This is a genomic window from Pseudomonas sp. GM30, assembly GCF_000282275.2.
Taxonomy (GTDB): Bacteria; Pseudomonadota; Gammaproteobacteria; order Pseudomonadales; family Pseudomonadaceae; genus Aquipseudomonas.
In genome coordinates, this window is the sequence record NZ_AKJP02000028.1 from 294762 (window position 1) to 312276 (window position 17515).

The 17515-nt window shown below is 59.5% G+C and carries 12 protein-coding genes; 9 read left to right on the plus strand and 3 right to left on the minus strand.

From position 1 onward, the window contains the following. Window positions 1–445 precede the first annotated feature (445 nt). The 9 genes from PMI25_RS21125 to PMI25_RS21165 all read left to right on the plus strand — a co-directional run bounded on the left by PMI25_RS21125 (window position 446) and on the right by PMI25_RS21165 (window position 13077). A complete protein-coding gene (locus PMI25_RS21125; RefSeq protein WP_007966692.1) occupies window positions 446–2047 on the plus strand; it encodes an ABC transporter substrate-binding protein in 1602 nt (533 codons plus the stop codon). A 260-nt stretch (window positions 2048–2307) separates the two neighbouring features. Then, window positions 2308–3933, plus strand: a complete 1626-nt coding sequence (locus PMI25_RS21130) for an ABC transporter substrate-binding protein (protein ID WP_007966695.1) — start codon at window positions 2308–2310, stop codon at window positions 3931–3933. A 303-nt stretch (window positions 3934–4236) separates the two neighbouring features. Next, on the plus strand, window positions 4237–5835 hold the full coding sequence (locus PMI25_RS21135; RefSeq protein WP_007966697.1) for an ABC transporter substrate-binding protein: 1599 nt from the start codon (window positions 4237–4239) through the stop codon (window positions 5833–5835). Between the two features lie 174 nt (window positions 5836–6009). Further along, a complete protein-coding gene (locus PMI25_RS21140; RefSeq protein ID WP_007966699.1) occupies window positions 6010–7422 on the plus strand; it encodes an OprD family porin in 1413 nt (470 codons plus the stop codon). A gap of 78 nt (window positions 7423–7500) precedes the next feature. Next, the gene (locus tag PMI25_RS21145) at window positions 7501–9096 is read left to right on the plus strand and encodes an ABC transporter substrate-binding protein (RefSeq protein ID WP_007966700.1); all 1596 of its coding nucleotides are present in this window, start codon (window positions 7501–7503) and stop codon (window positions 9094–9096) included. Window positions 9097–9169: 73 nt separating this feature from the next. Next, a complete protein-coding gene (locus PMI25_RS21150) occupies window positions 9170–10180 on the plus strand; it encodes an ABC transporter permease subunit (protein WP_007953665.1) in 1011 nt (336 codons plus the stop codon). Window positions 10181–10191: 11 nt separating this feature from the next. Continuing rightward, entirely contained in the window at window positions 10192–11118 is a 927-nt protein-coding gene (locus PMI25_RS21155) for an ABC transporter permease subunit (protein ID WP_007966702.1), read from the plus strand. Between the two features lie 10 nt (window positions 11119–11128). Continuing rightward, window positions 11129–12097 carry an ABC transporter ATP-binding protein gene (locus PMI25_RS21160; protein WP_007966704.1) on the plus strand — a complete coding sequence of 323 codons (969 nt, stop codon included), beginning with the start codon at window positions 11129–11131 and terminating at the stop codon, window positions 12095–12097. Then, window positions 12097–13077, plus strand: coding sequence for a peptide ABC transporter ATP-binding protein (locus tag PMI25_RS21165; protein ID WP_007966705.1), 981 nt, complete (start codon window positions 12097–12099; stop codon window positions 13075–13077). Before PMI25_RS21160 ends, PMI25_RS21165 begins: the two co-directional genes overlap by 1 nt. A gap of 209 nt (window positions 13078–13286) precedes the next feature. On the opposite strand, the gene PMI25_RS21170 is transcribed toward PMI25_RS21165, so the two are convergent. The 3 genes from PMI25_RS21170 to PMI25_RS21180 all read right to left on the minus strand — a co-directional run bounded on the left by PMI25_RS21170 (window position 13287) and on the right by PMI25_RS21180 (window position 17401). Next, window positions 13287–13541, minus strand: coding sequence for a hypothetical protein (locus PMI25_RS21170; RefSeq protein WP_045122146.1), 255 nt, complete (start codon window positions 13539–13541; stop codon window positions 13287–13289). A gap of 157 nt (window positions 13542–13698) precedes the next feature. Continuing rightward, window positions 13699–14928, minus strand: a complete 1230-nt coding sequence (locus PMI25_RS21175; protein WP_007966709.1) for an MFS transporter — start codon at window positions 14926–14928, stop codon at window positions 13699–13701. A gap of 889 nt (window positions 14929–15817) precedes the next feature. Next, window positions 15818–17401 (minus strand): peptide chain release factor 3, encoded by a 1584-nt coding sequence (locus PMI25_RS21180; protein ID WP_007965665.1) that lies wholly within the window; start codon window positions 17399–17401, stop codon window positions 15818–15820. Window positions 17402–17515 lie beyond the last annotated feature (114 nt).

A 17515-nucleotide genomic window follows, 5' to 3' on the forward strand; every position in this document is an offset into this window, starting at 1 on the left:
GCTTTTCACCACTCATACGATGAGCGTTAGCTCGAGTACCGCTTTTGATCTTGATCCACGGGCGACGTCGGAAGGCTGAGTGGAGGGATTGATCCGGGGGTGGGAGCGCAGCGACCGTTTGGCGAAGCCAAACACAGCGAGAGGAGGTGCAGCGAAGCAAACCGTAGGCGCTGCCCCCGGATCAATCCTGCAGCGAAGGGACCCCGAGCCCCAGCGAGCGGGCCGAACGCAGGAGCAAGCGTTTTTGGTTACTTTTTAGGCGTTTGTAAAAAGTGACCCGCCGTAAGGGCGGAACCATAAGCCGCAGCACCCGAAGAAACGGATATGCCCAAACAGCGCTGGATATACCGAGATAGACGCATCCCCTCAAAAAACGATATTTCCGAACACCCCCGAATCCCCGCTAACCTCAAGGAACAACCACCTCCAGACCTACGGGCCAGACATGCAAAGATCCACCCTCAAACCACTCCTGATCACCCTGGCCCTGACCGCCATAACCCCGATCACCAACGCAGCCACCACCCTGGTCTACTGCTCCGAAGCCAGCCCCGCCGGCTTCGACCCCAGCCAATACACCAGCGGCACCGACTTCGACGCCTCCGCCGAAACCGTCTTCAACCGCCTCACCCAATTCCAGCGCGGCGGCACCGACATCGAACCCGGCCTGGCGACAAAATGGGACGTCTCCAACGACGGCCTCCAATACACCTTCCACCTGCGCCAAGGGGTAAAATTCCACACCACGGAATACTTCACCCCAACCCGCGACTTCAACGCCGACGACGTGCTATTCACCTTCCAGCGCCTGCTTGACCCGGACAACGCCTTCCGCAAGGCCTACCCCGCCGAGTCCCCGTACTTCACCGACATGGGCTTGAACACCACCATCAAATCGGTAGAAAAAATCGACGCCAACACCGTGCGCTTCAACCTCAACAACGTCGACGCCGCATTCGTGCAAAACCTCGCCATGAGCTTCGCCTCGGTGCAATCGGCCGAATACGCCGCCCGGCTATTAAAGGAAGGCAAAGCCGCCGACCTCAACCAGAAACCGGTGGGCACCGGCCCGTTCGTGTTCAAGCGCTACCAGAAAGACTCGCAGATACGCTACGCCGCCAACCCGGCCTACTGGAAACCCGAAGACGTGAAGATCGACAACCTGATCTTCTCGATTACCCCGGACGCCGCCGTACGCCTGCAGAAACTCAAGGCCGGCGAATGCCAGGTCAGCGGCTACCCGCGCCCGGCCGACATCGAAGTGATGGAACAAGACCCGAACCTGCGCGTGCTCAAACAGGCCGGATTCAACCTCGGCTTCCTCGCCTACAACACCACTCACCCGCCACTGGATCAGCTCAAGGTCCGTCAGGCACTGGACATGGCCATCGACAAACCGGCGATCATCAAAGCCGTCTACCAGAGTGCCGGCCAACTGGCGCAGAACGCCTTGCCGCCGGCGCAATGGTCGTATGACCCGAACATCAAGGACGCTCCGTACGACCCGGTGAAAGCCAAGGCGCTACTCAAGGAAGCCGGGGTGGCACCGGGTACCACCATCAATCTGTGGGCAATGACCGTGCAGCGTGCGTCCAACCCGAACGCGCGGATGTCGGCGCAGATGATCCAGCAGGATTGGGACAAGATCGGGATCAAGGCCAACATCGTCAGCTACGAGTGGGGCGAATACATCAAGCGCGCAAAAAATGGCGAACACGACGCGATGATCTATGGTTGGACAGGTGACAACGGTGATCCGGACAACTGGCTCGGCGTGCTCTACAGCTGTGCGGCGGTCAAGGGCAGCAACTACGCCAAGTGGTGCGACCCGGCCTACGACAAACTGGTGCAGCAGGCCAAGGTGACCACCGACAAGGCGCAACGGGTAAAACTGTATCAACAGGCGCAACTGATCCTTAAACAGCAGGTGCCGATCACCCCGATCGCCAACTCAACGGTGTTCCAGCCGCTGCGCAAGGAAGTGACCGACTTCAAGATCAGTCCGTTTGGCCTGACGCCCTTCTACGGCGTGGGTATAAATAAGTAACACCAAGCCCCAAGGCGGCGCGCACAACATGACCAGCGCACCGTTTTGGGGCTTGGTTTGCACCGTAAAAAACGGCCGCAAACGGTCAAATGCGTCAACTCTTATACAAATGCGACATTAAGGTACGTTCGTGCCACCGTTTAACGCCCGCTCACACTCTGGATCTTGCATTGGGTATGGCCCCTGCATAAGTATCCGCAGGCACGACTCACGAGGTCGTACCTCACTATTAAAAAATGACAACAAATCATGAGGCCAACATGCTTAAACACGCGGTCATTCCGTTTTTAGTCGGCGCAGGCTTGTTAGCCTCCGCACCTTTCGCATCCGCTGCGACTAACCTGGTGTTCTGCTCCGAAGGGAGCCCGGCCGGTTTTGATCCAGGCCAGTACACCACCGGAACCGACTTCGACGCCTCAGCCGAAACCATGTTCAACCGCCTGAGCCAGTTCGAGCGTGGCGGTACCGCCGTTATCCCGGGCCTGGCCACCAGTTGGGACATTTCTCCGGACGGCCTGACTTACACCTTCCACCTGCGCGAAGGCGTCAAGTTCCACACCACCCCGTATTTCAAGCCGACTCGTGAGTTCAACGCCGACGACGTGCTGTTCACCTTCAATCGCATGATTAACAAGGATGACCCGTTCCGTAAGGCGTACCCGACCGAATTCCCGTACTTCACCGACATGGGGATGGACACCAACATCACCAAGATCGATAAAGTCGACGACCACACCGTTAAATTCACTCTGAAAGAAGTCGACGCCGCGTTCATCCAGAACATGGCCATGAGCTTCGCCTCGATCCAGTCCGCCGAGTACGCTGCCCAGTTGCTCAAGGAAGGCAAGGCTGCCGACATCAACCAGAAGCCGATCGGCACTGGCCCGTTCGTGTTCAAGAGCTACCAGAAAGACTCGAACATCCGTTACACCGGCAACAAAGATTACTGGAAGCCGGACGACGTGAAGATCGACAACCTGATCTTCGCCATCACCACCGACCCGTCGGTACGTATCCAGAAGCTGAAAAAGAACGAGTGCCAGGTCACCCTGTTCCCGCGTCCGGCGGATCTGGCGGCACTGAAAGCCGACAAGACCCTGAAGATGCCTGACCAGGCCGGTTTCAACCTCGGCTACATCGCCTACAACGTGATGGACAAGGTCAAGGGCAGCAACGAGGCTAACCCGCTGGCTGACCTGCGCGTGCGCCAGGCGCTGGACATGGCGGTGAACAAGCCGCAGATCATCGATTCGGTTTACCAGGGCGCCGGCCAGCTGGCCGTCAACGCCATGCCGCCGACCCAGTGGTCCTACGACACCACCATCAAGGACGCCAAGTACGATCCTGAAAAAGCCAAGCAACTGCTCAAGGAAGCTGGCGTCAAGGAAGGTACCGAGATCGTTCTGTGGGCGATGCCGGTGCAGCGTCCGTACAACCCGAACGCCAAGCTGATGGCTGAAATGCTCCAGTCCGACTGGAAGAAGATCGGCCTGAACGTGAAGATCACCAGCTACGAGTGGGGCGAGTACATCAAGCGTTCCAAAGGTGGCGAGAACCAGGCCATGATCATTGGCTGGAGCGGTGACAATGGTGACCCGGACAACTGGCTGAACGTGCTGTTCGGCTGCGACTCGCTCAGCGGCAACAACTTCTCCAAGTGGTGCGACAAGAAGTTCGACGGTCTCGTTAAAGAAGCCAAGCGCACTACCGACCAGGCCAAGCGCACCGAACTGTACAAACAGGCGCAACACGTCCTCAAAGATGCAGTCCCAATGACACCTATCGCTCACTCGACGGTGTATCAACCCATGCGCGCCAACGTGCAGGACTTCAAGATCAGCCCATTCGGCCTGAACTCCTTCTACGGCGTCAGCGTCAGCAATTAAGAAGAGACAGCGGCGACGTTTCAGGCGGCGCCGCTGTTTTTTTTCTGCCGACTAGCCAGGAATTTGCCTACAGCCATTTCCACCCTGCTTTAACAGGGAGGTACATGACGTGTTGCCTTTTCCTACGAGTCTTTAGGACTCAGCGCATTTACTGCCAGACCCACGGCCCCTACCGTCGGGTTCTGACCAGTGTCTGCGTGGGCCATCGGCTTGCTGTACGTACTGGATTGAGCTCAATGCAACCTCAACGTCCCTGGACGGGATCGCGATGCATTGAACAACACAACAAAAAGAGGGAGCGTCATGCGCCATACCTTGGTTTTTTCCGCATTGCTGGGCGCCGGCCTGATGGCCGCCACGTCCGCCAGTTACGCCGCCAGCGACAGCCTGGTGTTCTGCTCCGAAGGCAGCCCGGCGGGTTTCGATACCGCGCAGTACACGACCGCGACCGATAACGACGCTGCCGAACCGCTGTACAACCGCCTGGTCGAGTTCGAAAAAGGCGCGACCAACGTCGTACCCGGACTGGCAACCAAGTGGGATATTTCCGAGGATGGTCTCAAGTACACCTTTCACCTGCGTGAAGGTGTGAAGTTTCATACCACGCCGTACTTCAAACCGACGCGCGATTTCAACGCCGACGACGTGCTGTTCACGTTTAACCGCATGCTCGATCCGCAACAGCCATTCCGTAAGGCTTATCCGACCGAATTCCCGTATTTCAACGGGATGAGTCTGAACAAGAACATCGCCAAGGTCGAAAAGACCGGGCCGCTGACCGTGGAGTTCACGCTCAACAGCGTCGACGCCGCGTTCATCCAGAACATCGCCATGAGCTTCGCTGCCATCCTGTCCGCCGAATACGCCGACAAGCTGCTGGCCGAAGGCAAGCCGAGCGATATCAACCAGAAGCCGGTCGGTACCGGGCCGTTCGTGTTCAAGAGCTATCAGAAAGACTCGAACATCCGCTACACCGGCAACCCGCATTACTGGGATCCGAGCCGGGTCAAGTTGAAGAACCTGATCTTCGCGATCAACACCGACGCTTCGGTGCGCGTGCAGAAGCTCAAGGCCGGCGAATGCCAGATCACCCTGCATCCGCGCCCTGCCGACGTCGAAGCGCTGAAAGCCGACTCGAAACTGCAGCTGATTTCCAAGCCCGGCTTCAACCTCGGGTACATTGCCTACAACGTGCGCCACAAGCCCTTCGATCAGCTTGAAGTGCGTCAGGCGCTGGACATGGCGGTGAATAAACAAGGGATTCTCAACGCCGTTTATCAAGGCGCCGGGCAACTGGCCGTCAACGCCATGCCGCCGACCCAGTGGTCCTACGACGACAGCATCAAGGACGCCGCCTACAACCCGGAAAAAGCCCGCGAGCTGCTCAAGGCTGCCGGCGTCAAGGAAGGCACCGAAATCACTCTGTGGGCGATGCCGGTACAGCGTCCATACAACCCGAATGCCAAATTGATGGCCGAAATGCTTCAGGCTGACTGGGCCAAGATCGGTCTGAAAGTGAAGATCGTCAGCTACGAATGGGGCGAGTACATCAAGCGCACCAAGAATGGCGAGCACGACATCAGCCTGATCGGCTGGACCGGCGACAACGGTGACCCGGACAACTGGCTGGGCACCCTGTACAGCTGCGACGCGATTGGCGGCAACAACTATTCCATGTGGTGCGATCCGGCTTACGACAAGCTGATCAAAGAGGCCAAGGTCGTCACCGACCGCGACCAGCGCACCACGCTCTACAAACAGGCGCAGCAGTTGCTCAAGCAGCAAGTGCCGATCACGCCTGTCGCCCACTCGACGGTCAACCAGCCGTTAAGCGCCCGGGTTGAAGGCTTCAAGGTCAGCCCCTTCGGTCGCAATGTGTTCTCGGGCGTCAGTATCGATTAACCCAACCGATTAGCCGCAACGCTGAGGGGACTGTCTATCCCCTCACGCAAGCGCTTTGCCGAAATTCGCCAATCGGGCCTTTTGCAAACGTTTGCGATGTGTGAATGAGTTCTAAACCAATAACCGGCCAACCCAAAAAAGCCGGCATAAAAAGAAAGTAAAGGAGCTTCACCCATGAAACTGAGCAGCACCGCGATCCTGGCCTTGGCCATAAGCAGCATCACCGCTACCGCTTATGCGGAAGAGCAGAGCCAGGCGTTTACCCCGGTGACCGTCAACGAGAAGAGTGCCCAGGCTGACGCCAAAGGTTTCCTCGAAGGTTCGACAATCAGCGGCACTACCCGTAACTGGTACGCGAACGAGCAACTCAAACGCGGCGGCAAGTTCACTTACCGCAAGGACGGCGTCGCCACCCCGACTGACCGTCGTATCAACTGGGTGCAGGGCACCATCGTCAACTTCAGCTCCGGCTTCACTGAGGGCACCGTCGGTGTCAGCACTGAAATTGCCGCTTACAACGCTGTAGCGCTGGAGCGTAATCGCAAGGATCTGGCCTCCAACAATGGTGGCGCACCGGGTTCACGTCCAGGCGCGGGCAACAACCGTACGCTGACCAAGGAAGGCGGTGACGCTGAAGGCCAGTGGAGCAAACTGGGCCTGGCCAACGTCAAGTTCCGTGTTTCGAACACCACGCTGACCGCCGGTCGTCAGAACTTCAGCACGCCGATCGTCGACACCATCGGCAACCGTGCGCTGCCTTCGAGCTTTGAAGGTGTCAGCCTGCACAGCGAAGAACTGAACAACCTGTCGTTCGACGCCGGCAGCTTCGACCGCGTATCGCCGCGTACAGAAGAAAGCCTGTCGAAGTTTCGCACCGAGTACAGCGCCAACGGCGCCGAGACCGATCGCGTCAGCATTGTCGGCCTGAACTACCAGCCGCTGAAAAGCCTGAAGACCAGCCTGTACGCCTCCAAGGCTGAAGACTTCTGGAACCAATACTACTTCGGCGCCACCCACGAACTGGGTGACAGTAATGTCCTGAGCCTGACCACCGGCCTGAACTACTACAAGACCGTCGATACCGGCAAGAAAGAGATGGGTGAAATCGACAACGATACCTACTCCCTGTCGTTCGGCCTGACCCATCAGGCCCACAGCCTGACCTTCTCGTACCAGGCCATCAACGGTAACGAGTACTTCGACTACCTGCACGAAACCAACGGCATCTACCTGGCCAACTCCCTGCTGTCGGACTTCAACGGCCCGAACGAGAAGTCCTTCCAGGTCGCCTACGGTCTGAACATGGCCGAATACGGCGTGCCAGGCCTGAAGTTCAACATCTACCAGGCGCGCGGCTGGGGCATCGACGGTACTCATTACACCGGCACTGCGTACGACGTACGCAGCATGGACGGCGAGCACCACTATGAATATGGCATCGGTGCAACCTACGCGGTACAGAGCGGCCCACTCAAGGCGACCACCATCCGTGGCACCTACACCGCTCACCGCGCCAGCGAAAACCAGGCTGACGGCAGCATCAACGAGTTCCGTCTCGTGACCACCGTTCCATTCAACATCCTGTAAAAAACGCCAACCGGCGGCTGACTCATGATGAGTCGGCCGTCCGGTTTTTTGTCTTCAACCGATTGCAGAGGGTTATCGATGAAAATGCTTCCCCTACGTGCAGCCGTCGCGGCTGCGTTGTTGAGCGCCGCCATCGGCGTCTCGGCCAAACCCTTGGTGGTCTGCACCGAAGCCAGCCCGGAAGGCTTCGATATGGTCCAGTACACAACTGCAGTCACTGCCGATGCGGTGGCCGAAACCATCTTCAACCGTCTGGCGGACTTCAAGCCCGGCACCACCGAAGTGATTCCGGCGCTGGCCGAGTCCTGGGACATCAGTGAAGACGGCCTGACGTACACGTTCCACCTGCGCAAAGGCGTCAAGTTTCACACCACCGAATACTTCAAGCCGACCCGCGACATGAACGCCGACGACGTGGTCTGGAGCTTCCAGCGTCAGCTGGACCCGAATCACCCGTGGCACAAACTGTCGAGCGTGGGCTTCCCGTACTTTGAAAGCATGGGCTTCAAGGAACTGCTCAAAAGCGTAGAGAAAGTCGACGACAACACGGTCAAGTTCACCCTGACCCGTCGTGAAGCGCCGTTCCTGGCCGACATCGCCATGGCGTTCTCCTCGATTTACCCGGCCGAATACGCCGACCAGTTGCTCAAGTCTGGCAAAACTGCCGACCTGAACAGCAAGCCGATCGGCACCGGCCCGTTCATCTTCCAGCGCTACGCCAAGGATGCGCAGGTGCGCTTCAAGGCCAACCCGGACTACTTCCGTGGCAAGGCCCCGGCCGACGCGCTGATTCTGGCGATCGCCACCGACAACAACGTGCGCCTGCAGAAGCTCAAGGCCAATGAGTGCCAGATCGCGTTGTATCCGAAGCCGGATGACATCCCGAGCATCAAGAAAGACAGCAACCTGAAAGTCGACGAGATGGACGCGATGACCGTCTCGTACATCGCCATGAACACCCAGCACAAGTACATCAGCGACGTGCGCGTGCGCAAAGCGATCGACATCGCCTTCGACAAGGAAGCCTACGTCAACGCGCTGTTCGGCAAAGGCAACGCCAGCGTGGCGGTCAACCCGTACCCGCCGACGCTGCTGGGCTATAACCACGACCTGAAGAACCCGCCACGCGATCTGGACAAGGCCCGTGCCTTGCTCAAGGAAGCCGGGGTTCCGGAAGGCACCGTGTTTACCCTGTTTACCCGTAATGGCGGCGGCCCGACCAACCCGAATCCGATGCTCGGCGCGCAAATGATGCAGGCTGACCTGGCGAAAGTCGGGATCAAGATCGACATCCGCGTGATGGAATGGGGCGAAATGCTCAAACGCGCCAAGGCCGGCGAGCACGACATGGTGTCGGCCGGATGGGCGGGCGACAACGGCGACCCGGATAACTTCCTGACGCCTATGCTCAGTTGCGAAGCGGCCAAGAACGGCGAAAACTACGCTCGCTGGTGCAACGAGAAATTCCAGGGCCTGCTGGACGAAGCACGGGCTAAAGTAGATCCGGCCGAACGCGCGAAGCTCTACGAACAAGCCCAGGTGCTGTTTAATCAGGACCAACCGTGGATCAGCATGGCCCACACCCGTATGTTTACCGCAATGCGCAACAACGTAGAGGGTTATCACATCAGCCCTCTCACAACCAATAACTTCGCCACCACCCAGGTGAAGTAGATAAGAAACTCCCGGCCTCCCTGACCCCAGGGTCGCCGGGCACGCCTAACCGGCTGATGAGGTACCACACAAGATGTTTAGTTTTATTGCCCGCCGACTGGGGTTGTTGATCCCCACGTTTTTCGGCATCACCTTGCTGACTTTCGCGTTGATTCGCATGATTCCGGGCGACCCCGTGGAAGTGATGATGGGCGAACGTCGGGTCGACCCCGAAATGCACGCTCAGGCAATGGAACGCCTAGGTCTGAACAAACCGCTGTATGCCCAGTACCTGGACTACATCGGCAAACTGGCCCACGGCGATCTCGGCGAATCCCTGCGTACGCGGGAAAGCGTATGGACCGAGTTCACCTCCCTCTTCCCGGCGACCCTGGAACTGTCCATGGCCGCTCTGCTGTTCGCCGGTATCCTGGGCCTGCTGGCCGGGGTGATTGCGGCACTCAAGCGAGGATCCCTATTCGACCACGGGGTGATGGGCATCTCCCTGGCGGGGTATTCGATGCCGATCTTCTGGTGGGGCCTGATCCTGATCATGTTCTTCTCGGTGAGCCTGGGCTGGACCCCGGTGTCCGGGCGGATCGACCTGCTCTACGACATCGAGCCGCGCACCGGTTTCATGCTGATCGACACGCTGTTGGCCGATGACATGGGCGCATTCCTCGATGCCCTGCATCACCTGATCCTGCCGGCCATCGTGCTCGGCACCATTCCGCTGGCGGTGATTGCGCGGATGACCCGCTCGTCGATGCTCGAAGTGCTGCGTGAAGACTACATCCGCACCGCCAAGGCCAAAGGCCTGTCGCCGTCGCGCGTGGTGTTCGTGCACGGTCTGCGCAACGCACTGATCCCGGTACTGACCGTAGTCGGCCTGCAAGTCGGCACTCTGCTGGCCGGTGCAGTCCTGACCGAAACCATCTTCTCCTGGCCCGGCATCGGTAAATGGCTGATCGAAGCCATCGGCGCCCGGGACTACCCGGTTGTGCAAAACGGCATCCTGTTAATCGCCTGCCTGGTGATTCTGGTCAACTTCGTGGTGGACATCCTCTACGGCTTTGCCAACCCACGCATCCGTCATCAGCGCTGAGGTCAATACCCATGAGCACTCCAACATCCTCAGTAGCCACTTCCGCCCCAAACGCGGATCAAAGCCTGCTGTACCCGTCACCGTACAAAGAATTCTGGCAAGCCTTCTCCAAGAACAAGGGCGCGGTTGCCGGTCTGCTGTTCATGCTGCTGGTGATTTTCTGCGCGATCTTCGCGCCGTGGGTCGCCCCGCATAACCCGAGCGAGCAATACCGGGACTTCCTGCTGACGCCACCGGCGTGGCTCGAAGGCGGGCAGATGCAGTTCCTGCTCGGCACCGATGAACTGGGCCGTGACCTGCTGTCGCGGCTTATCCAGGGTTCGCGCCTGTCGCTGCTGATCGGTCTGTCGTCGGTGGTGATGTCGCTGATTCCGGGGATCCTGCTGGGTCTGTTCGCCGGTTTCTTCCCGAAAATGATCGGCCCGACCATCATGCGTCTGATGGACATCATGCTGGCCCTGCCGTCGCTGCTGCTGGCTGTGGCGATCGTCGCCATCCTTGGCCCTGGCCTGATCAACACCGTGATCGCCATTGCTGTGGTGTCCTTGCCGTCCTACGTGCGTCTGACCCGTGCTGCGGTGATGGGCGAACTGAACCGCGACTACGTGACCGCCGCGCGCCTGGCCGGTGCCGGTCTGCCACGCCTGATGTTCATCACCGTGCTGCCCAACTGCATGGCACCGCTGATCGTGCAGGCCACCCTGAGTTTCTCTTCGGCGATTCTCGACGCGGCGGCGCTGGGCTTCCTCGGCCTTGGCGTACAACCGCCAACCCCTGAGTGGGGCACCATGCTGGCCTCGGCCCGCGACTACATCGAACGCGCCTGGTGGGTCGTCAGTCTGCCTGGTTTGACCATTTTGCTCAGCGTGCTGGCAATCAACTTGATGGGCGACGGCCTGCGCGATGCGCTGGACCCGAAACTCAAGAACGCCGCCTGAGGAGATTCCCATGTCACTGCTAGAAATCAAGAATCTCAACGTTCGCTTCGGCGACAAGAACGCCGTTCCGGTGGTCGATGGCCTCGACCTGAAGGTCGACAAGGGCGAAGTCCTGGCGATCGTCGGCGAGTCCGGCTCGGGCAAGTCAGTTACCATGATGGCGCTGATGGGCCTGATCGAGCACCCGGGGATCGTCACTGCCGACGCCCTGAGCTTCGACGGCAAAAACATGCTCAAACTGAGCAACCGCCAGCGTCGGCAGATCGTCGGCAAAGACCTGGCGATGGTGTTCCAGGACCCGATGACCGCGCTCAACCCGAGCTACACCGTCGGCTTCCAGATCGAAGAAGTGCTGCGCCTGCACCTGAAAATGTCCGGCAAGCAAGCGCGCAAACGTGCCATCGAACTGCTGGAAAAAGTTGAAATCCCGGGTGCCGCCAGCCGTATGGACGCTTACCCGCACCAACTGTCCGGCGGTATGAGCCAGCGTGTCGCGATCGCCATGGCGATTGCCGGCGAGCCGAAACTGCTGATCGCCGACGAACCGACCACGGCACTCGACGTGACGATTCAGGCACAGATCATGGATCTGCTGCTGGCGTTGCAGAAAGAACAGAACATGGGTCTGGTGCTGATCACCCACGACCTCGCCGTCGTTGCCGAAACCGCCCAGCGCGTGTGCGTGATGTACGCCGGCCAGGCGGTGGAAGTCGGTCAGGTGCCGCAACTGTTCGACATCCCGGCGCATCCGTACAGCGAAGCGCTGCTCAAGGCGATTCCCGAGCACAGCCTGGGCGCCGCGCGCCTGTCGACCCTGCCGGGCATCGTTCCGGGCCGCTACGATCGTCCGCAGGGTTGCCTGCTGTCGCCGCGCTGCCCATACGTGCAGGACACCTGCCGCGCGCAGCGTCCGGCCCTTGATCCGAAAAGCAACAGCCTCGCGCGCTGCTTCTTCCCGCTGAACCAGGAGGTGGCGTAATGGCCGTCGTACTTACCGCCCGCGACCTGACCCGTCACTACGAAGTCTCCCGTGGCCTGTTCAAGGGCCACGCGACTGTGCGCGCCCTCAACGGCGTGTCGTTCGAACTGGAAGCCGGCAAGACCCTCGCCGTAGTGGGCGAATCGGGCTGCGGCAAATCCACCCTTGCCCGCGCCCTGACCCTGATTGAAGAGCCGTCGTCCGGCTCGCTGAAAATCGCCGGGCAAGAAGTCGCCGGCGCCGACAAGGCCCAGCGCAAGCAACTGCGCAAAGACGTGCAGATGGTGTTCCAGAGCCCGTACGCATCGTTGAACCCACGGCAGAAAATCGGTGATCAACTGGCCGAGCCGCTGCTGATCAACACCAACCTGAGTGCCGCCGAACGTCGCGAGAAAGTCCAGGCGATGATGAAGCAGGTGGGCTTGCGTCCCGAGCACTACCAGCGCTATCCGCACATGTTCTCCGGCGGTCAGCGTCAGCGTATTGCCCTCGCCCGGGCGATGATGCTGCAACCGAAAGTGCTGGTGGCGGACGAACCGACCTCGGCGCTGGACGTGTCGATTCAGGCACAGGTATTGAACCTGTTCATGGACCTGCAGCAGGAATTCAACACCGCCTACGTGTTCATTTCGCACAACCTGGCGGTGGTGCGTCACGTTGCTGATTCGGTGCTGGTGATGTACCTCGGCCGGCCAGTGGAAATGGGCCCGAAAGAGGACATCTACACCCGTCCCCTGCACCCGTACACCCAGGCCTTGTTGTCGGCAACGCCCACGATCCACCCGGATCCGGACAAGCCGAAAATCAAGATCGTCGGCGAACTGCCCAACCCGCTGAACCCGCCACCGGGCTGCGCGTTCCACAAGCGTTGCCCATACGCGACCGAGCGTTGCAGCAGCGAAGAGCCGGCCCTGCGCCAGCTCGACAACCGGCAGGTGGCTTGCCACTACGCCGAGCAATTCCTCGACGGCGCCGCGTAAACAAACCGCAGACCGACACCAAACCTGTAGGAGCTGTCGAGTGAAACGAGGCTGCGATCTTTTGATTTTCAGCATCAGGATCAAAAGATCGCAGCGTGCCGCAGCGCCTGCAGGGATCGTGTTTATCCGGAGGTAACGTGTTAACCCAAACCCCTTCTCCCCCGATTGCGCATCAATCGGGGAAGAAGGGGTTTTCTTTTGCCTGCGCTTTACGACTGGCTGTCGCCGTCGTCATCGTCGGTGTCCGGCTCGTCGGTGGTCGAGTCGTCATCATCCTTGCTGCCGCCCTGATCCTGATCGCCCGGTTCGGATTCCGACTTGGCCAGCATGACCACACCGGATTGTCCGTGGGCGGCATTAAAACCCTGTGGTGGCGTGGCAGAACTCGCCCACGCCGCCGTGGTGCCAAGCGTCAACATCACCAAAACCTTAAGCAACAGCACAACGCGTTGAAAAATGCTCATAGCCATTTCCATCCTTTCGTGGTTGAAGCCTGGGGTGCCGATCCGGCGCTGAATGAAATCTAGTTCCGATCAGCCGGGTTCACCAGATAGGACGCTAACGAGCCCGCGGAAATGCCCCGGCAGGGAAGATCACTTGTGAATAATCCCTATAACCGAATCAGCTAAGCGAGCTGGCTTCTTTGCTGGCGGTCGGCGCATTGGTCTGGGTCGATGAGCGCGTCGCGAGATAGATCAGCGGCAAGGTCAACAACGCCAGTGTCGCGCTTGCAAGCCATACGCTGTGCCCTCCGAAGTGCCCATACAGCTGACCACTCAGCACCGGCGACAGCAATGCACTGGCGCTCCAGCTCATGAAAAACAGGCCGAAATACTGGCCGCTTTTGCCGCCCTGCGCATGCCGCATGACCAGCACATTCATCGGCGGCATGAAAAAAGCTTCACCCAACGTCCAGATCACCGTCGACAGACACACGTAAAACAGCCCGGAGCCAAACGGTAACATTCCCAACCCGACCGCCAGCAACACACAGCCCGCCAGCAATTGCCGACGCAAGCCCCAGCGCTCGCCCCAATGTGTCAGAGGTATCTGCAGCGCCACCACCAGCATCGCGTTAAGGCCAAACTGCCAGCCGATGGCCTCGGTGCTCAAGTGGTAGTAGTCACGCAGATAGTTGCCCAGCGTGCTGTAGACCGTATCGAACGCCATCCCCAGTAACACCGCCGCACCAAGCAGCCAGAGGAACGCCGTGTCGCGCAACGGTGTGCCAGTGCCAGCCTCGGTCACCTCATCGGGCTCGAGCACTGCACGGCGCCAGGTGGTGCGCACAAACCACAGCAACGCGAGCAACGTCATCGCAGCGCTGACAAAAAACACCCAACGGAAATCCGTCTGCGCCAACACCCCGCCGGCAACACCGGCAGCCGCCATGCCGAGGTTTCTTGCAACCCGGCTCAAGGCTTGCGCGCGCGAGCGCTGCGCAGGCTCGCAATACTCCATGATCAGCCGCTGATGCAGCGTTCGAATCGCCCCGTCGAGGGTGCCGCTGAGCAACAGCAAACCGGCCAGCAGCGGCACCTGCGTCACCAGCCCCAACAGGATCAACACAAACACAGAAACAAAGAACAACGCCGCCGTCAGCCGCGCCGTCCGCACATGGTCACTGAGCAAACCACCCAGCATCGAACCGACCAACAACCCGGCACCGTAAGCCGACAACAGCCAGCCCACCGTCTCGATCGCCAGCCCCAGCTCCTGACGCAGATACAGCGCCATGAACAACTTGACCATGCTGCTCAGACGATTGATGAACAGCAACGCCGCCAGTACCCAGGCCATCAGGCTGAAATAGCCGTTGGGGCGCAGCAGATGGACGAGGTTGCGCGTCATTCCATTGACCTCTCAAAGCGACTGGCGTGGACCCGAAACACTAACGCCCGGCACACCGGTTGTCGCGCTCAAGAACCTCGATATCTCACAATAAAGAGTCGCCCTACAACCCCTGTAGGAGCTGCCGTAGGCTGCGATCTTTTGACTTCGCTTTTTAATTCCAAAGATTGCAGCCTTCGGTCGCTTAGCTCGATTAGAAAATGGTTGGCTGCCAGGCCGCCATCGCTGGCAAGCCAGCTCCCCCAAGATCAAAAGATCGCAGCCTTCGGCAGCTCCTACAGGAGAACTCAGAGTATTCAATTAAATTCAGGTCGGCTGTCAGGCCGCCATCGCGAGCAGGCTCACTCCTACAGTTGGATTGGGGGCGGTCAGTTGGAGATTGGTCGGCTGTCAGGCCGCCATCGCCAGCAGGCTGGCTCCCACAATTTTGAACTGTGTGCACCGCACGCGGCGAAGCCGCCCCACTCAATGGCCGAGTGTCAGCTCGCCGAAAGCTTTTGATCTTGATCCACGGGCGACATCGGAAGGCTGAGTGGAGGGATTGATCCGGGGGTGGGAGCGCAGCGACCGTTTGGCGCAGCCAAACACAGCGAGAGGAGGTGCAGCGAAGCAAACCGTAGGCGCTGCGCCCGGATCAATCCCGCAGCGAAGGGACCCCGAGCCCCAGCGAGCGGGCCGAACGCAGGAGCAAGCCTTTTGGGTTACCTTTTCGGCGTTTGGAAAAGGTGACTCGCCGTAAGGGCGAAACCCTAAGTAGCCGTTACCGAAAAAACGGATATGTACACAAAAAAACCAAGACCCTGGTCGGCCCAAAGGCCGCCAAGACCAAAGCCAAAAAAAGCCCCCAAGGCCTACACCTCAGGGGCTTTCGAACAAACCAGCTCAGCGCTTAATGATGCTCACGCGTCGCACGGAATTTCACATCCGGCCACCGCTCTTCCATCAACGCCAGGTTAACCCGCGTTGGCGCCAGGTAGGTCAGGTGCCCACCGCCATCCAATGCCAGGTTCTCCACAGCCTTGTTGGAAAACTCCTCAAGCTTCTTCTTGTCGCTGCATTCGATCCAGCGTGCGGAGTAAACAGTGATCGGCTCATACGAGCACTCGACCTTGTATTCCTCCTTCAAACGGCTGGCGACCACATCGAACTGCAGCACACCCACGGCGCCAAGAATGATGTCGTTGCTGCGCTCCGGGAAGAACACCTGAGTCGCGCCCTCTTCAGCCAACTGCTGCAGACCCTGACGCAATTGCTTGGACTTCAGCGGATCACGCAGACGCACACGACGGAACAGCTCCGGGGCGAAGTGCGGAATACCGGTGAAACCGAGGACTTCGCCTTCGCTGAAGGTGTCGCCGATCTGGATCGTGCCGTGGTTGTGCAGACCGATGATGTCGCCGGCGTACGCCTCCTCCAGCTGTTCACGCTCGGACGAGAAGAACGTCAGGGCGTCGCCGATGCGCACGTCCTTGCCGGTACGCACGTGGCGCATCTTCATGCCTTTCTCGTACTTGCCGGAGCAGATACGCATGAAAGCGATGCGGTCGCGGTGTTTCGGGTCCATGTTCGCCTGGATCTTGAAGATGAAGCCCGAGAACTTCTCTTCCACCGGCTCCACGGTACGTTCGTTGGCGACACGGGCCAGCGGACGCGGTGCCCAGTCAACGACAGCGTCGAGCACGTGATCGACACCGAAGTTGCCCAATGCAGTACCGAAGAACACCGGGGTTAGTTGACCGTCGAGGAATTCCTGCTGGTTGAACTCGTGGCAGGCACCCTGCACCAGTTCCAGCTGTTCGAGGAAGCGCTCGTACTCGTCGCCCAGGTGCGCGCGCGCCTCGTCGGAGTCGAGCTTCTCGATGATCTTGGTTTCGGTGCGTTCGTGACCGTGACCGGCGGTGTAGACAATGATGTAGTCGTCGGCCAGGTGGTACACGCCCTTGAAGTCGCGGTAGCAACCGATCGGCCAGGTGATCGGCGCGGCCTTGATCTTCAGCACGGCTTCGATTTCGTCGAGCAGTTCGATCGGGTCGCGGATGTCACGGTCGAGTTTGTTGATGAAGCTGACGATCGGCGTGTCACGCAGACGGCAGACGTCCATCAGGGCGATGGTCCGTGGCTCGACGCCTTTACCGCCGTCGAGCACCATCAGCGCCGAGTCGACCGCCGTCAGGGTGCGATAGGTGTCTTCGGAGAAGTCTTCGTGGCCCGGGGTGTCGAGCAGGTTGATCATATGCTCGCGATACGGGAACTGCATGACCGACGTGGTAATGGAAATACCCCGCTGCTTCTCCATCTCCATCCAGTCGGATGTCGCATGGCGGTCGGATTTACGGGATTTCACCGTACCGGCCACCGCAATCGCCTTGCCCATCAACAGGAGCTTTTCGGTGATCGTGGTTTTACCGGCATCGGGGTGGGAAATAATGGCGAAAGTGCGGCGTTTCGCGACTTCGGCGGCCTGGTTGGTCATGGGAAATCGCCTGGCGGTGATTCAAAAAAGGGCCGCGATTATAGCCCAACTCGATGCAATAACCGAACCGTTGAGCACATTAAGGGTGGCCAAATGCTGCCCCAGATGGGAACC